Genomic DNA, 16,813 nt, shown 5'->3' with positions numbered 1-16,813 from the left:
TGGCGGGGGTTCCCCACCCGATCCCATCCCGAACTCGGCCGTTAAGTCCCCCTGCGCCAATGGTACTGCGTCTCAAGACGTGGGAGAGTAGGTCGCTGCCGGGTCCGCAAAGAAGAATGGTGCACTCAAAGTCAGCAGGAAACACAAACCCTTCTATCAATACGACTTCACCCTCGGGTGTAACAAAATCCGCATCGACACCCGTCCTTGCGGTTTTTTTGTCTCTAAACCAAGAGACATATATCAGTGACGCGGGATGGAGCAGCCCGGTAGCTCGTCAGGCTCATAACCTGAAGGTCGTAGGTTCAAATCCTACTCCCGCACCCAACAAAAAGCCCTCAGCTATAACAGCCGAGGGCTTTTTTGTTGCCCAGAAGCAAAGCTGCAAAGGTGAAGTATCAGGCTTGGCCGGTAAGCTGTTTCCATTGTGCGACCAGTTTGCGGGCCTGTTTTTCGTGTGGCGCATCGACCATCTTCCCGTCGATCTGAAGTGCGCCAGCGTCGGGACGTTCTTCAAAAGCCTCGATGATCTTCATTGCGTGCGCGATCTCATCATCTGATGGCGTAAAAGCGTCGTTGATGATCTGGCACTGGGACGGGTGGATCGCCATCATCGCAGTAAATCCGTCGCGTCGGGCACGCGAAGCATACGCAGTGAGCCCGTCTATATCTTTGATATTGGGATACACAGTCTCGACGGCTTTAACGCCTGCTGCGTGGGCTGCGAAGAGGGCAATGCTACGCACCCATTCGAAGGGTGGCGTGTAGCTCCCATCAGTCTCACGTGAGCTGGACGCACCGATTGTAGCTGGAAGATCCTCTGCGCCCCATGTGAGGCCACACAGGCTTGAGCTCACATCTTCATAAGTATCCAGTTTGAACAGCGCACGTGGCGTCTCGGTCGCGATAGGGAGGACAGGGACAGGTGTGTCGCCCATCGCGTCAGTCAGATCGCGTACGTCTTTCGCGCCTTCGGCTTTGGGAAGAACAATGCCGTTCGGGCTCGCCTTGAGGATAGCAGGAAGGTCGCTTTCAAGCCCGCAAGCAGGAATTGGGTTGATCCGCACAAGCACCGGCTTGGACCGAGGTAGAGATAGGCATTCTATAACGGCTTGTCGCGCATCTGCTTTTCGGGATGGCGCAACCGAATCTTCAAGATCAAGGATCAGACCGTCAGTAGAACTGTCTAGCGCTTTCTGGAAGCGCTCTGGACGATCACCCGGAACGAAGAGCAGAGAACGGAATTCCATGTCAGTTCGGCTTCTTGTGGAGCAGGGCCATACGAAGGCATTCACAGACGATCTTATCATCCTGATTGAGCATGATGTGCTTGAATGTGACTATGCCTGCGGTCGGGCGCGAACGGCTCTCACGTAGCTCGACAACTTCTGTCTCGCAACGAAGCGTATCGCCGATAAAGACCGGGTTTGGCATGACCAGCTTGTCATAGCCCAGATTTGCTACGAGCGTGCCGAGTGTCGTGTCGCCAACAGTTACACCAACCATCAGGCCGAATGTGAAAATGCCATTCACTACAATCTGACCGAACTCTGTTGATTCAGCGTAGGTTTTATCAAGGTGCAGCGGCTGCGGGTTGTGTGTCAGCGTACACATCATGAGATTGTCAGTCTCTGTCACTGTGCGGCGCAAATCATGCTGAATACGCTCGCCTACAGTCCATTCGTCGAAATGTTTTCCGGCCATGCTTATGCCTCGTCCGTTTTAGGTTCGATTGTGATGAGGGCTGCCCCTTCTTCAACCTGATCGTTCTGTGCAACGGATACTGTTGCTACTATGCCATCATACGGCGCGGTCAGATTGTGCTCCATCTTCATGGCTTCCAGCGTGACCAGCTTTTCGCCTGACGTCACGCTCTGGCCCTCAGAAACGAACAGACCGATCACTTTGCCGGGCATTGGTGAGATGATGGCTCCATCGCTTGCGCCAGCTGCGCCCTGAGCATCAAATTGCGGCCAGGTTACATGATAAGGCCAACCGTTTTCGATGAGCAGATAGCCTTCTGGCGTGCCGAGCAGGTTATCTTCAAAATAGTCTTCATCTTCGCTGCGGATCACCGATACGATTTCACCGTCCACTGAGAACCAGCTTTCGACATCCTGATCCGCGTTGAGGCGGAAGCCTTCCAGCTGGCCCCATGGATTGAGTGTCGTGCCGGAGAAGCTTACAAGCGTAATTTCCTGCTCCAGATGGAGTGCGACTACGCTTATGCCTTCTGGCGAAGGTGTCGGCTTGTCTGTCAGACGAGCGCCTTCTGCTTCGATGAAGCCCGTGGTGACTTCAGCCTCGGCAAATGCCGGTTCACGAAGGAGCGTCGTCAGGAAGCCGGCATTATTGCGCACCGGCCATGTCGCTACAGCGCCGCAGGCGCTGGCGAGTGCTTCGCGGGCATCATCCCGCGTTTCGCCATAGGCAATGAGCTTGGCGATCATCGGATCGTAGAACGGTGAGACTTCGCTTCCCTGATAAACGCCGGTGTCGACGCGAACGAAAGACGGAAGGTCGAGGATCTCGAGTTTACCCGTCGATGGCAGAAAGCCGGTTTCCGGATTTTCGGCATAGAGACGGGCTTCCATCGCCCAGCCATTGATTTCAATCTCGTCCTGCTTAAGTGGCAGGGCCTCGCCAGCAGCGACGCGCAGCTGCCATTCTACAAGATCTACGCCGGTGATCTCTTCAGTGACGGGATGCTCTACCTGAAGGCGGGTGTTCATTTCCATGAACCATGTCTGGTCTGCGGCCAAGGGACCCGATCCGTCGGCGATAAACTCAACCGTGCCAGCGCCGACATAGTTCACCGCCTGCGCTGCACGAACAGCGGCTGCGCAAATGGCTTCGCGGGCTTCATGGCTCATGCCTGGGGCAGGGGCTTCTTCGATGACTTTCTGATGGCGGCGTTGCAGCGTGCAGTCGCGCTCGAACAGATGGACGACATTGCCGTGACTGTCGCCAAACACCTGCACCTCGATATGGCGAGGATTGGTGATGAATTTTTCGAGCAGAACACGATCGTCACCGAAGCTTGATTTCGCTTCACGCTGGCAGGAGCCGAGCGCCTCGAGGAAATCTTCGCTGCTCTCGACTTTTCGCATGCCTTTGCCGCCACCGCCAGCGACCGCTTTGATCAGCACCGGATAGCCGATTTTGTCCGCCTCTGATTTCAGCGCGTCAGATGACTGGTCTTCGCCGAGATATCCCGGCGTTGTTGGTACGCCTGCGTCCTGCATCAGCTTTTTGGCGGCGTCTTTCAGACCCATTGCGTTAATGCTGTCAGGCTTGGGACCTACCAAGATGATGCCGGCATCAATAACTGACTGAGCGAAGGCCGCGTTTTCTGACAGGAAACCATAGCCCGGATGGATGGCATCTGCGCCGGTTTGTTTTGCAGCTTCGATGATCTTGCTGCCGACGAGATAGCTTTCACTCGCCGGGGCAGGGCCGATATGCACGGCTTCGTCTGCTTCCAGAACGTGAAGAGCATTTGCGTCTGCATCAGAAAAGACGGCAATCGTTCGGATGCCGAGTTCACGGGCAGTACGAATGACACGGCAGGCAATCTCGCCGCGGTTTGCGATTAGAATAGAACTGATCATGGCATTACATCCTGAAAATGCCGAATTGAGCGCGTTCCGGTATCGGCGCGTTCAGCGTTGCAGCGAAGGCGAGGCCGAGCACATCTCGTGTCTGTGCCGGATCGATAATGCCATCATCCCAGATGCGGGACGTTGCATACCATGGATTGCCCTCGGTCTCGTATTTCTCACGGATAGGTGCCTTGAAGTTCTCGGCGTCTTCATCGCTCCATTTGTCCGCATCGCGGTGCACGGTCGCCAGGACGCTGGCAGCCTGTTCGCCGCCCATGACGGAGATGCGGCTGTTTGGCCATGAAAAGAGGAAGCGCGGCTCGTAGGCGCGTCCGGCCATGCCGTAATTACCCGCGCCGAAGCTGCCGCCAATCAGAACCGTGATTTTAGGCACCTGTGCTGTAGAGACCGCTGTCACCAGCTTCGCGCCGTGCTTGGCAATGCCTTCTGCCTCATACTTGCCGCCCACCATGAAGCCGGAAATGTTCTGCAGGAAGAGAAGCGGAATGCGTCGCTGGCAGGCGAGCTCAATGAAGTGCGCGCCTTTCTGTGCGCTCTCTGAATAGAGGACGCCGTTATTGCCGAGAATGGCGACTGGCATGCCCCAGATATGCGCGAAGCCGCAAACGAGCGTGCTGCCATAATTGGCTTTGAATTCGTGAAATTCAGAGCCGTCTACCAGGCGTGCAATGATCTCTTTCACGTCCATCTGCATGCGCAGATCAGTAGGAATGAGACTGTATAAATCTTCTGCCGGATAAAGCGGCGCATTGCCCTGCTTCATATTGAGGCCCGGATCGGCAGCTGGTGGCAGAGTCGAAATAATGCTGCGGACAATTGAGAGCGCGTGCTCATCGCTCTCCGCGACATGGTCGACGACACCGGATTTGGAACCGTGGAGGTCGCCGCCGCCAAGGTCTTCGGCGGAGATTTCTTCGCCTGTAGCGGCTTTCACCAAAGGCGGACCAGCAAGGAAGATTGTGCCCTGATTGCGCACGATCACCGTCTCGTCCGACATGGCCGGAACATAAGCGCCACCCGCCGTACAGCTACCCATCACGCAGGCAATCTGCGGAATGCCTTTTGCCGACATATTGGCCTGATTGAAGAAGATGCGGCCGAAATGATCTTTGTCGGGAAAGACTTCATCCTGATGGGGCAGGTTCGCACCGCCGGAGTCGACGAGGTAAATGCAAGGCAGGCGGTTCTGCAGCGCAATTTCCTGTGCGCGCAGATGCTTCTTCACCGTCATCGGATAGTAAGTGCCGCCTTTAACCGTCGCATCATTGGCTATGATCATGACAGGGCGTCCATGGACCTGACCAATGCCTGTGATAATGCCCGCGCCCGGAATATCCTCGCCATAGAGGCCATTCGCGGCAAGCTGGGAAAGCTCCAGAAACGGGGCGCGCGGATCAAGAAGATGACGTACGCGGTCGCGAGGTAAAAGCTTTCCACGTGAGGTGTGACGTGCGCGGGATTTTTCATTCCCGCCGAGCGCAGCCTGAGCGACATCTGCTTTCAGACGGTCGACCAGCGACTGGTTAGCCGCTTTAAAGGTTTTCGCGTCATCGCTATCCGGCAGGAGTTTGGTTTTCAGTTGAGGCGTACTCATCCTTTCATCAACTCCCGTCCGATCAGGAAGCGACGGATCTCGTTCGTTCCTGCGCCAATGTCATAGAGTTTAGCGTCACGCAAAAGGCGTTCAACCGGCCATTCTTTTGTGTAGCCAGCGCCGCCAAGGGCCTGAATGGCTTCGAGGGAGCACTTCACCGCGTTCTCGCTCGACATCAGGATTGCACCCGCCGCATCGAAGCGCGTCGTCTGGTCATTGTCGCAGGCTTTGGCGACGGCATAGACGTAGGCGCGTGAGGAGTTCAACGCGACATACATGTCTGCGATCTTCGCCTGCATTAGCTGGAAGTCACCAATCGGGCGCCCGAACTGTTTACGCTCGCGAATATATGGCAGGACGGTATCAATGCAGGCCTGCATAATGCCAAGCGGGCCGCCTGAAAGCACGGAACGCTCATAGTCGAGCCCGCTCATCAGAATAGCGGCGCCCTGACCCTCTTCGCCCATCACGTTCTCGTCCGGCACGAAACAGTCTTCAAAGACCAGCTCACCCGTGTAAGAGCCGCGCATACCCATCTTGTCGAGCTTGCGAGCGCAGGAGAAGCCTTTGAAGTCTTTCTCGACCAGGAAGGCTGTCACGCTTTTTGAGCCGGCTTCCGGATCAGTCTTGGCGTAGATGACAAGCGTATCGGCAATCGGACCGTTGGTGATCCAGAATTTGGTTCCGCTTAGAACATAGCCGCCGTCAGCTTTCTTAGCGCGTAGGCTCATGCTCATTACGTCAGAACCTGATCCGGCTTCAGACATAGCGAGCGCGCCGACATGCTCACCAGAAATCAGCTTTGGAAGGTATTTTGCTTTCTGTGCGGGCGTGCCCCAGCGACGGATCTGGTTCACACACAGGTTAGAGTGTGCACCATAAGAGAGACCTATAGAGGCGGACGCTCGGGAAATCTCTTCCATAGCGACAACGTGTTCCAGATAGCCGAGGCCAAGTCCGCCATCTTCTTCTTCCACGGTTATGCCATGCAGGCCAAGCTCGCCCATTTCCGTCCATACCCAGCGCGGGCATTCGTCGGTGCTGTCGATCTCGGCTGCGATAGGGGCCAGCCTGTCTCGCGCAAAACGCTCGCAGGTCTCGCGGAGCATGTCCGCTGTTTCACCAAGTGAGAAATCGAGGCCGCTCATCTGTTCAGTCTCCCTAACTGTATTTTTTGCGGATTTTAGCAAAACACGTTGAATAGATGAAATTGAAAAATTTTTGCCTTAGATATAGGTCCTGTCTATAAATAGGATCGTCCGATGATCGACCGCTATCTTATTCGCTACTTCCTCGCTGTCGTGGATCAGGGCTCGTTTTCACGGGCGTCACGGCAGGCGAACGTATCCCAGCCTACGCTGTCTGTTGGCATTGCCAAGCTTGAAAGCCTTCTGGGTGAAACCCTGTTCGAGCGGTCCACGCGACGTATCAGCCTGACGAGTGCTGGGGCGCGATTCCTGCCGCATGCGAGGCGAATTGAAAGCGAGTTCAATCAGGCAGCCATTTCCGTAAGGTCCGAGGGAGCGCCAGAAGTCACGCGGCTGGGCATTCTGTCGACCATTCCGGCAAGGCTCGTCGGTCAGGCGTTCGGGCGACTGCACCTCTCCAATCCGACACTTCGGATCGAGATCGTGGAGGGCTCAGAGAAGGAACTGTCCAATGCGCTGGCCCGACGGCGGATTGATGCGGCGCTCACCGTAGTAGGGCGCGGCGGTGAACGGTATGTCGAGCAGCATCTTTATCGCGAGCCCTATCATATGGCGTTGATGCCGGAGCATCCCGCGGCAGGCTATGATGTCGTAACCGTCGAGGATGTCGCCGAAAGTGTCATGATGGTTCGACGCCACTGTGAGGCGCTATCGGAGACCAGTCGGTTCTTCACAGAGCAGGGCGTCCGCCCCTTCTTCTCTTTCCGGTCATCGAATGATGAGCGCGTGATGGAGATGGTCGCATGCGGGCTCGGAATCACCATCATGCCAGCCAGTTATGAGTCGTCAGGCATTGTTCTACGCCCCCTCAAAGGGTTTGCTGTTGAACGCCAGATTGGTCTTGTTTTTCGCTCGGAAGAGGAGGCGGGGCAGCTGCCGCCTGAAGTGGAAGAAGGGGTGAAACTGCTCGCCCGGCATGTTGAAAGCCGCACATAAAAAAAGCCCCCGATTGCGGGGGCTTTTCTGTTTGAGATATTGGCACTTGCTTAGTGCGCAGGTGCCAGAACCAGTGCGTTCGCAAGAACGAGGTTCAGGCCGTCCAGATACGCACGTGTCGTCGGGCTCTGAGCAAAAGCAATGACAGACCCACGGCCGGTGCGCTCATACATAACGAACGGTTTGTAGGCGAGCTGCTCCAGGTTTTCAGCCCAGAGATAGCCGCTTTGCAGAAGCGTATCGCTGTCTGCGAAGCGGAACACGTTCTCGCCAGCCGCTTCGTTCAACGGGCTGAAGATCAGGCTGCCTGTATAAAGCGCGCTCGCTTCATCATAGCCGGCAGCGAGCCAGTGGTTTGTGTCTGCCACCACGCGGGCGATCACACCAGGTACGCCATCCGGACGGGCATGGTGATCGGCAATGATCTCACGATAGGCTTCTTCAGAAGTGATGACCGTACCGGCACCCGCCGCACCATTATCACCTGAAGCGCCCGCCGCGCCTTCGGAGCTGGTAGACAGCAGGCCGAAATTCTCGCCGGTCAGCATCGAAGCGCTGTTCTCAAACGCGATCAGCGTGCCGCCATTGCGAACATAGGTCTGAAGCGCGTTTGCACCTGATGTACCGAGCTCTGCACCGAGGCCGTAAGAGGTTGGCAGAACGACAACATCATATGCGCTGAGATTTGCGCGTGCGAAGCTTGATGTTCGGATCGGTGTGACCGGCAGGCCAAGCTGACGCTCGATCACGAAGCGAGTGTTACCGGCTGAGATCGGGTTTGTGCCGCTATCCCATGCGATTGCGACGCTTGGAACGCTCAGGCGATGGAAGTTATCGCTGCCGAAGTTCGGACCATCATCCACCCAGCTTGATTCCATCGCATCGACTTCCGCGCCAATGTCACGGGCCAGAGAGAGCAGGGTAGTTTCATAGTCACGCGGGTTATCCTGCGCGGCGAAAACAACCGTACCAATCGGATAGGTCACGCCGTCCTGCACGAATGGCAGGTCGGTTGTGCGGCCAACAAGCCCTTCGCGCATGGCTGCAATTACGAGACGCGCCTGACCGCCATCTGTCCATGGGATTGCGTAGCCGAAGCTGCCGCCTGTTTCGACGTCTGAAGCAATCGGGTCATCTGCGCTGACAGAGATCGCATTGCTGAGATTCACTGAGCCACATGTCGCTGAATCTACGCCGAACATGAGTGGAAGCGACCATGCGGTCACGTCATAGAGTTCCGGCGTTGCACCGCGCGCACGTCGAGCTTCTGTTTCTTCGATGAAGTCTGGTGGCAGTGGTGTGTCGTCAACCAGAAGCGTACGTGCGAGGCGGCCCTGAGGCTGTGCGAGGTCAACGACCAGTGCGCCATCCTGATAGGTCGTGCCACAAACGCGCGCATTCTCGCCGATACGGTTTACCGCAATGCCTTGCTGGGCGAGACGGCGACCGAGGCTCTCTGCCTCATATGTGTTCTCAGACAGGTCCATAACGATATAGCGGTCGGACGCGCCGCGATTGGCTGCGATCGCATCACGGCGGTACCCAGCATAAGCCTGCAGATAGCCTTCGGAATCGCGGGAAACGACTTCCAGAGTGGAGATCATCGCCAGTGCGTTGTTACGGACACCTTCGCCATAGGTGATGACTGATCCGTCGTCACGGTCCTGCAGAAGGCCGCGCGCACTGGATTGCTCGAAGGTCATAGCCGTCGCACCGTTTAGCATCGGCCACATATCGCCATAGCCCGGATAGAAGGCATCAAAGACTTCACGGGTGTAGTAGGCAACGCCGAAACGGTCGAACCAGCGACCATGGTTGCGGCCCATTTCATAGAGGCGATCAACCTGCTCCTGAGGAATATTCGGGTTGAGCGGGTTCGCCGGTGGCGGGAAATAATACGTGCTGGATGGCCCCATTTCGTGGCTGTCGACATACACGACAGGATGCCAGTCGAGTACGGATGCAACACGACCCTGAACTTCCGGCTGGGTCATGGCGAACCAGTCACGGTTCAGGTCGAACAGATAGTGGTTATAGCGTCCGCCCGGCCATGGCTGGTCGTGCTCTGCGGCGGCTGGGTCGGAGAACGGTTCCATACCCACAGAGGAATCAAAGCTGTGGTGGAAGCGCATGCGACCGTCAGGGTTCTGGCTTGGGTCGATGATGACGATTGTATTCTCGAGGATCTGGTCTACGAGCGCGTCACCCTCTGCTGCGAGCAGGTGGTAGGCGAGGAAAGCAGCGCTGTCCGGCGGCGAAATCTCGTCGCCGTGTACACCTGCAGAAATCCAGACTACAGCCGGAATCGATGCAGCAATGTTTGAGGCTTCAGATTCGCTGAGCGTGCCGGATGCGAGACGGGCCATGTCAGCTTTGATCTCTTCCATACGCGCGAGGTTTTCAGCTGATGAAATCGCTGCGTAGATCAGATCGCGGCCCTGCCAACTTTCAGCATATTTGAAGACTTCCATACGATCCGTATTGGCTTCCATGAGCGCATCGAAGAACTCATGGATTTCCGGAATTGAGGACACGTCGGCGCCATGGTCGTGCCCGACGACAGATTCGAGTGTCGGCGTAGTATCTGTATAGCGAACCTGCGGGTAGCTCTGCGCGGAGGCGACCTGCGATAAACCTGAAAGAGCAACTACCGACGTGGCAGCCAGAATAGTCCGGATGTGACGCTGCATTTTTGTTCCTGTTCCCATGCTTGTCAGCAATACGCGCTGACGCTGACCTGCTTTGAAATTTTTTGGCCTCGAACTGAATAGCGGCGAGCCTAAATTTTCTGCTTTTAAGCGAGCTGACCAATTCTTATTCAGATTGTCCATATTTGAGTAGGATAATTCGACGTATGGGATTGCGGGATATCGCCGGGCAAAAACGGACAGGATAAGCGCAGGCATTCACAATGCTCGCGAAGCATGGTCCATAGCAGTCGGAGTGATTGCCCATTGGGTGCAGGAATGGCATGACGCTGTCCCGCCTCAAAACGGTCATTGAAGAAGGACATCCTTGTTGAAGCGCGTATTTGTTACCGGCACAGCAGGCTTTATCGGTTTCCACCTCGCAAAATTGCTGCTTGAGGAGGGCGTGGAAGTTCACGGCTTCGACGGCATGACCGACTATTATGACGTCCAGCTGAAGAAAAATCGCAATGCGCAGCTGGACGCCTATCCGGCGTTCTCGCGCAGCGAAGGACTTCTGGAAGACGAAGACGTTCTTGTTCCTGCCATTCTGGACTTCAAACCGGATATGATCGCCCATCTGGCCGGGCAGGCTGGGGTGCGTCACTCTATTGAGAAGCCGCGCGACTATATCAATTCGAATGTCATGGGCACGTTCAATGTGATGGACGCTGCCCAGAAAAGCGGCGTGCAGCATTTGCTCATGGCGTCATCGAGCTCGGTTTATGGTGCGAACACGCAGATGCCGTTCAAGGAAACCGACCAGACTGAAACCCAGCTCTCAATGTATGCCGCTACCAAGAAGGCAAATGAGAGCATGGCGCATTCCTACGCCAATCTGTGGAACGTTCCGACGACAATGTTCCGTTTCTTTACTGTCTACGGTGCCTGGGGGCGGCCTGATCTGGCCTATTTTAAATTTACAGACGCCATTCTGAACGACCGGCCGATCGACATTTATAACCATGGCGATATGGCGCGTGATTTCACCTATGTGGAAGATCTGGTGCGTGGTATTCGATTGCTGATGGATGCCATCCCGTCTGAGGATGCACGCGTTGAGGGTGACTCGCTTTCGCCGGTGGCGCCATTCCGCGTGGTGAACATCGGCAATTCCAATCCAGTGAAGCTTCTCGACTTCATCGAGGCGATCGAGACCAGCATCGGCAAAAAAGCAGTCCGCAATTATATGCCAATGCAGCCCGGCGATGTGCAGGCGACATGGGCAGACGCAACTTTGCTGCAACGTTTGACAGGCTATAAGCCTGAGACCGACCTCAAGGATGGTGTGGACGTCTTCGTCAGATGGTATCGGGACTATTATAATCGCTAGAGGCGACAATCTGCGGTCTGTGGTTTGAAACCCCGTTAGTTTTCAGGCATGTATTTGCAGTACCAGAATGAAGGGACCTGCAATTGAAGCTGTTCGTAACCGGAGGTGCCGGCTTTATCGGTTCTGCTGTTGTACGGCTTGCGATTTTGCGGGGCTATCACGTCGTCAATCTGGATGCGATGACCTATGCGGCTTGTGAGGCGAACCTCGAGGCGGTTCAGGGCAATTCAAAATACGAGTTCGAACGCGTTGATATCCGTGATCGTGTCGCGCTCGACAAACTGTTCGATCTGCACCAGCCAGACGCCGTCATGCATCTGGCAGCTGAGACCCACGTAGACCGCTCGATTGACGGGCCAGCGGATTTTATCACGACGAATATCAATGGCACGTTCAACATGCTGGAAGCGGCTCGCGGCTACTGGATGAAGAGCGGCAGACCGGAGAGTTTCCGCTTCCATCATATTTCTACGGACGAAGTGTTTGGTAGTCTCGGCTCGGAAGGACTTTTTACTGAGACTTCTCCATATCAACCGAACAGCCCGTATTCTGCCTCAAAAGCTGCAGCCGACCATCTCGTAAGAGCGTGGTCTGAGACTTATGGTCTGCCGGTGGTTATGACCAATTGCTCTAACAATTACGGGCCGTATCAGTTTCCGGAAAAGCTCATTCCGGTGGTGATTCTGAATGCGTTGCGCGGAGACCCGATCCCTGTCTATGGCACCGGCGAGCAGGTACGAGACTGGCTACATGTGGAAGATCACGCCGACGCGCTTCTGCTCGTGCTGGGCGAGGGCGAACTGGGCGGAAGCTATAATATCGGTGGCGAAAATGAGGTTCGGAATATCGACCTTGTGCGACTGATCTGCGGTGCGCTTGATGACCGAAGACCGCGTGCAACACCTTATGCTGATCTCATCACCTTCGTGTCAGATCGTCCCGGCCATGATCAGCGTTACGCAATTGATCCGTCTCACATCCGTGAAAAGCTGGGCTGGCGTCCGTCAGTCACGCTGGAGCAGGGACTTGCGCAGACGGTGGACTGGTATCTGAATAATGAGAGTTGGTGGAAGCCGCTCATGGCGCGTCACGGGGTGGGACAGCGTCTGGGACAGATCAAATGACCGTTCTGGTTTTCGGCGCAAATGGTCAGGTGGGCCGCGAGCTACAACGGGTAGGATATGTCAGAGCGCTAAGCCGCGAAGAGGCGGATGTCCGCAAGGAAGCTGATATTGTATCAGCGATCGAGGTGATGAAGCCGACAGCGATCGTAAACGCAGCTGCCTATACGGCGGTGGATAAGGCGGAAACCGACACCGAAGCGGCGCATTTGGTCAATGCTGTCGCGCCCGGCATCATGGCGCGTGAGGCCCGTGCGCGCGAAATTCCGTTGGTACATATTTCGACCGATTTTGTTTTCGATGGCACCAAGACCGGGCCTTACACCGAGGAAGACGTGCCACAGCCGAAAAGTGTTTATGGCCAGACCAAACTTGATGGTGAAAAGGCTGTTCTGGAAGCCGGTGGCAATTCGGTTGTTTTACGAACGGCGTGGGTGTTCTCTCCCAATGGCAGCAATTTCGTCCACATCATGATGCGCCTGGCAGACGAGCGGGGCATATTGCGAGTGGTGGAGGACCAGTTTGGCGGGCCGACCTCCGCGCGAGATATTGCTGTGGCCGCGCTCAATATTGTGCGCACGCGCTGCGCCACGCCTGGTGAACCGGATGTTTATCACTATGCCGGTGGACCGGATGTTAGCCGCGTTGAGTTTGCGAGGCAGATATTCAGGCTGAGCGGCCGCGCGCCCGAAATCCTGCCGATCCCGACCACGGATTATCCAACACCGGCCGAGCGCCCTTTAAATTCGCGGCTGGACTGTTCTAAAATTGAAAAGGATTTCGGGATAGAACGGCCAGACTGGCGCGAATCTCTCGCGCGAGTGCTTGAAGAGATGGGGGAGCTCAAGGCCAATGGCTGAGCGAAAAGGTATTATTCTGGCGGGCGGTAAAGGCTCACGCCTCCATCCCATCACGCTGGGAATATCCAAGCAGTTGCTGCCTGTCTATGACAAGCCGATGATTTACTATCCGACCAGCGTTCTCATGCTGTCGGGCATACGTGATATCGCGATCATCACCACGCCAGAGGATAAAGAGCAGTTCGTGCGCACTATGGGCGACGGATCGCAATGGGGTGTGAGCTTCACCTATATCCAGCAGCCGTCACCGGATGGTCTCGCGCAGGCGTACATCCTTGCGGAGGAATTTCTGGACGGTGCGCCATCGGCCATGGTGCTCGGAGATAATATCTTCTTTGGTCACGGCCTTCCGACCCAGTTGAAAGCAGCTGACGCGCGCAAAACTGGTGGTACGATCTTCGGGTACCGCGTCGCAGATCCTGAACGCTATGGCGTGATCGGTTTCGACCGTGAGGGCATGGTGACATCGATCATTGAAAAGCCGGAGATCCCGCCTTCACAATACGCCGTGACCGGTTTGTATTATCTGGATGCCTCTGCGCCGGATCGCGCGCGCTCCATCGAGAAGTCTGCGCGCGGAGAACTGGAGATTACCTCTCTTCTGGAAACCTATCTGAAAGATGGTGTTTTGTCTGTGGAGCAGCTTGGGCGCGGCTTTGCATGGCTCGATACCGGCACGCATGCAAGTCTGCTCGACGCTGGGAATTTTGTCAGAACGCTGTCAGAACGACAAGGGCAGCTGGTCGGCTCGCCGGACGAGGTCGCCTATCACCAGGGGTGGATCAGTCCGGAAGAGCTGATGTCCCGTGCTACACGGTTTGGTAAGTCTGAGTATGGGCGCTATCTGCAGCGTTTATTGCTGCCTTAATCATCCGCGATAGAGATCAATCGTCCGTCTTCGATACGGGCGGAAACATCAAATACGCGAGACATATTCTGTTCGGTGAGCGTTTTTGCGGGTGACCCTTCGTCTACAAGTCTGCCGAAACGCATCCAGAGCAGGACATCGGCAAACTGAGCGGCAAGCGCGATATCGTGCAGGACGACGAGCGCTGTACCGCCGTTTTCCGTGAAGCGTTGTATGAGGCGCATAATGCGGATCTGGTGCTTCGGGTCCAGTGCGGTCAGCGGTTCATCGGCAATGAGAAGCGGAGTCTTACCTGCAAAGGCGCGGGCAAAGTGGACGCGCGAGAGCTCACCGCCTGAAAGTGTGTCTGTAGCTCGGCTGCGCAGCTCGTTCAGTTCGCAAATGTCCAGCGCTTCATCGACGGCAGACCGGTCAGCTTCGGAGAGGCGGGCAGGTGTGCCGCCATAGGCAAACCGACCGAGCGCCACAGCGTCCTCTACGCTTACTGGCCAGCTGAGTTGCCGGTTCTGCGGCAGATAGCTGAGCTGCTTTGCACGCTCTGATGAGGTCATTCCGGTGAGACTTTGACCGTTCAGAAGTACGGTTCCGGTGGCAGGCTTTTTCAGTCCCGCCAGACACGTCAGAAGAGATGACTTTCCCGCGCCGTTAGGGCCGATAAGGCAAGTTAATTTACCGGGCGAGAGGGACAGGTTCACCTTGGCGAAGAGTTCTGTCTGCCCTGCATTGAGCGAGATGCTGTCTGCCGTAAGCTGTGTCATGACAGGCCTCCCGAACGCTTCTGGATTGCAATCCAGACAAACGCAGGCGCGCCAATCAGCGCGGCTACCACACCGAGCTTTAGCTCGGCATATGTTGGCAGAATGCGGATGAGGATATCGGCGGAGACGAGCAATACGCCGCCAGCCAGTGCCGATGGCAGCAGAATACGTCCCGGATCATGTCCAACCAGCGGACGCATGACATGCGGCGTGATAATGCCAACAAAGCCGATTGCGCCTGCAATGGCGATGCTGCCACCGGTGGCGAGGCCTGCGCCCACGATCACCAGAATTCGTTGATGCATCAGATTGAGGCCCAGACCTGCCGCAGCCTCTTCGCCCAGTGTCAGCGCAGACAAGCCGCGCGCGGACGCCAGAAGAAGGCTGAGGCCAGCGATAATAAAAGGCAGGCTGTAGGCCAGGTCAGTAAGGCTGCGATTGGCAACCGAACCAAGGGTCCAGTTTACCATATCGGCCAGTGAAAACGGGTTAGGCGCAAAGTTCAGAAGCAGAGACATGAGCGCTCCGGAAAAGCTCGAAATCCCCACGCCGATCAGGATGAGCGTCACGACTGAACCAGTGCGGAGCGCGGCAAAGCCTAGGAGTACAGTGGCAAGCAATGCTCCAAAAATAGCGGCGGCAGGCAGGATGAGACTGCTTGCGGTGGCGAGACCGAAATAAAGAACGAGCGTCGCTGCCAGAACCGACATCGCTGACACGCCAAGCACGCCCGGCTCTGCGAGCGGATTGCGAAGCAAGCCCTGAAGGGCAGCGCCCGACATAGCCAGCGCAGCGCCCGTGATGAAGGCGGCAAAGGCGCGAGGCAGTCTGATCTGCCAGATGATCACGCTGTGTTCGTCCGCGCCGGTGGCTGTCAGTCCGCCGAACACATCAGCAATGCTGAGTGACGTGGAGCCAAGAAGGCAGGCCAGAAAGATGGCAATGATGCCTGCTGTGAACAGACCGGCATTCAATTGCAGGTCGCGGATCATGAAGCCTCGCTTCCGGAAGCGGCGAGCGCTTCGATTGCATCAATCAGATACCAGGCGCCACAGGATGTCCATGATGCATCAAGGGGGACCGTCTCGGCTGTCTCCAGCGCGTTCAGTGTCACTGGATGATGGCTGGGGCTCCAGATGGACGGGTTCTGGTGAATCGAGTCGTAGAAGGCTACGGCCAGTACATCCGGCGCATCGGTGGCGATCTGTTCAAGCGGCAGGTCATGCCAGCCGGCCCGCGTTTCATAATTGGTCAGGCCAGCAGTCTCGAAGGCGTCATTGATAAGACCGTTCGGGCCGCTGGTGACACCGCCTGGCGTGACATAGAGGACGTTCTGATCATCGTAGCGTGGGTTTATGGCCGCAAGCCGCGCATCGAAAGCTGCGATAAGCTCTTCGCCGCGTTCTGATACCCCCATTTGCGCGGCAATATCGCGAGTGACGGTGCGAATGCTTTCAAAGTCGCTCGTCCAGCCAATCTGAACCACGTCTATACCGGCCTGAGAGAAAAACCGCGGTGCAAGAGGGCCGCCGCCATAAGAGCGGACGATCAGGTCTGGCTGCGCCGCGAGTACGCTCTCAGCGACAGGGCGTATCTGAGGGATACCCTCTGCCTGATCTCGAAGATAGGAGAACTTTTTATCGGCGTCCGGTGACAGGGCAAGTATATCCTCACGCTCGGCGAGTGCCAGCACATACTGATCCGCGCAGTAATCCATGCTGATAATGCGCTGATAGCCTTCAGGTGACGGTTCAACCACCCCGGCATCCTGCTCAGGTGAGCAGGCTGTCATTAAACAGAGTACCGGGATGATCAGTCGTTTCAT

Annotated in this window: 14 protein-coding genes, 1 tRNA gene and 1 rRNA gene; 7 read left to right on the top strand and 9 right to left on the bottom strand. The window is 56.3% G+C overall.

Annotated features, from left to right (window positions below):
- Together rrf and G523_RS0117160 are read left to right on the top strand one after the other, a co-directional pair.
- Positions 1-104, top strand: a 5S ribosomal RNA gene (gene rrf, locus G523_RS0117165); the annotation flags it as partial.
- Between the two features lie 146 nt (positions 105-250).
- Positions 251-327 (top strand) — tRNA-Met (locus G523_RS0117160).
- 71 nt (positions 328-398) lie between these two features.
- On the opposite strand, the gene G523_RS0117155 is transcribed toward G523_RS0117160, so the two are convergent.
- From G523_RS0117155 to G523_RS0117135, 5 genes are read right to left on the bottom strand one after another with little or no spacing between them, the layout of a single operon-like run.
- Complete coding sequence (locus G523_RS0117155; protein ID WP_022696299.1) at positions 399-1,250, bottom strand: HpcH/HpaI aldolase/citrate lyase family protein; 852 nt, start codon at positions 1,248-1,250, stop codon at positions 399-401.
- Between the two features lies 1 nt (position 1,251).
- Positions 1,252-1,704 carry a MaoC family dehydratase gene (locus G523_RS0117150; protein ID WP_022696298.1) on the bottom strand — a complete coding sequence of 151 codons (453 nt, stop codon included), beginning with the start codon at positions 1,702-1,704 and terminating at the stop codon, positions 1,252-1,254.
- A 2-nt stretch (positions 1,705-1,706) separates the two neighbouring features.
- Positions 1,707-3,611 (bottom strand): acetyl/propionyl/methylcrotonyl-CoA carboxylase subunit alpha, encoded by a 1,905-nt coding sequence (locus tag G523_RS0117145; RefSeq protein WP_022696297.1) that lies wholly within the window; start codon positions 3,609-3,611, stop codon positions 1,707-1,709.
- Between the two features lie 4 nt (positions 3,612-3,615).
- On the bottom strand, positions 3,616-5,217 hold the full coding sequence (locus G523_RS0117140) for a carboxyl transferase domain-containing protein (protein WP_022696296.1): 1,602 nt from the start codon (positions 5,215-5,217) through the stop codon (positions 3,616-3,618).
- Entirely contained in the window at positions 5,214-6,365 is a 1,152-nt protein-coding gene (locus G523_RS0117135) for an isovaleryl-CoA dehydrogenase (RefSeq protein WP_022696295.1), read from the bottom strand. Before G523_RS0117135 ends, G523_RS0117140 begins: the two co-directional genes overlap by 4 nt.
- A gap of 114 nt (positions 6,366-6,479) precedes the next feature.
- On the opposite strand from G523_RS0117135, the gene G523_RS0117130 reads away from it, so the two are divergent.
- Complete coding sequence (locus G523_RS0117130) at positions 6,480-7,361, top strand: LysR family transcriptional regulator (protein WP_022696294.1); 882 nt, start codon at positions 6,480-6,482, stop codon at positions 7,359-7,361.
- Between the two features lie 50 nt (positions 7,362-7,411).
- Here G523_RS0117130 and G523_RS0117125 read toward each other — a convergent pair whose 3' ends face one another.
- A complete protein-coding gene (locus tag G523_RS0117125) occupies positions 7,412-10,051 on the bottom strand; it encodes a M14 family metallopeptidase (protein WP_022696293.1) in 2,640 nt (879 codons plus the stop codon).
- A gap of 328 nt (positions 10,052-10,379) precedes the next feature.
- Here G523_RS0117125 and G523_RS0117120 point away from each other — a divergent pair, with 328 nt between their 5' ends.
- From G523_RS0117120 to rfbA, 4 genes are all read left to right on the top strand, one after another.
- A complete protein-coding gene (locus tag G523_RS0117120) occupies positions 10,380-11,381 on the top strand; it encodes an NAD-dependent epimerase/dehydratase family protein (protein ID WP_022696292.1) in 1,002 nt (333 codons plus the stop codon).
- Between the two features lie 83 nt (positions 11,382-11,464).
- Positions 11,465-12,505, top strand: coding sequence for a dTDP-glucose 4,6-dehydratase (gene rfbB, locus G523_RS0117115; protein ID WP_022696291.1), 1,041 nt, complete (start codon positions 11,465-11,467; stop codon positions 12,503-12,505).
- On the top strand, positions 12,502-13,362 hold the full coding sequence (gene rfbD, locus G523_RS0117110; RefSeq protein ID WP_022696290.1) for a dTDP-4-dehydrorhamnose reductase: 861 nt from the start codon (positions 12,502-12,504) through the stop codon (positions 13,360-13,362). Before rfbB ends, rfbD begins: the two co-directional genes overlap by 4 nt.
- Positions 13,355-14,230: a glucose-1-phosphate thymidylyltransferase RfbA gene (rfbA, locus tag G523_RS0117105; protein ID WP_022696289.1), complete on the top strand. Its 876-nt coding sequence runs from the start codon at positions 13,355-13,357 to the stop codon at positions 14,228-14,230. The genes rfbD and rfbA overlap by 8 nt, the downstream gene beginning before the upstream one ends.
- On the opposite strand, the gene G523_RS0117100 is transcribed toward rfbA, so the two are convergent.
- From G523_RS0117100 to G523_RS0117090, 3 genes are read right to left on the bottom strand one after another with little or no spacing between them, the layout of a single operon-like run.
- Entirely contained in the window at positions 14,227-14,988 is a 762-nt protein-coding gene (locus G523_RS0117100; RefSeq protein ID WP_022696288.1) for an ABC transporter ATP-binding protein, read from the bottom strand. The genes rfbA and G523_RS0117100 overlap by 4 nt on opposite strands.
- The gene (locus G523_RS0117095) at positions 14,985-15,980 is read right to left on the bottom strand and encodes a FecCD family ABC transporter permease (RefSeq protein ID WP_022696287.1); all 996 of its coding nucleotides are present in this window, start codon (positions 15,978-15,980) and stop codon (positions 14,985-14,987) included. Before G523_RS0117095 ends, G523_RS0117100 begins: the two co-directional genes overlap by 4 nt.
- A complete protein-coding gene (locus tag G523_RS0117090; RefSeq protein WP_022696286.1) occupies positions 15,977-16,813 on the bottom strand; it encodes an ABC transporter substrate-binding protein in 837 nt (278 codons plus the stop codon). The genes G523_RS0117095 and G523_RS0117090 overlap by 4 nt, the downstream gene beginning before the upstream one ends.

Origin of the sequence: Ponticaulis koreensis DSM 19734 (assembly GCF_000420665.1) — a bacterium.
GTDB lineage: Bacteria > Pseudomonadota > Alphaproteobacteria > Caulobacterales > Hyphomonadaceae > Ponticaulis > Ponticaulis koreensis.
This window is presented reverse-complemented; position numbering and strand designations above follow the sequence as displayed.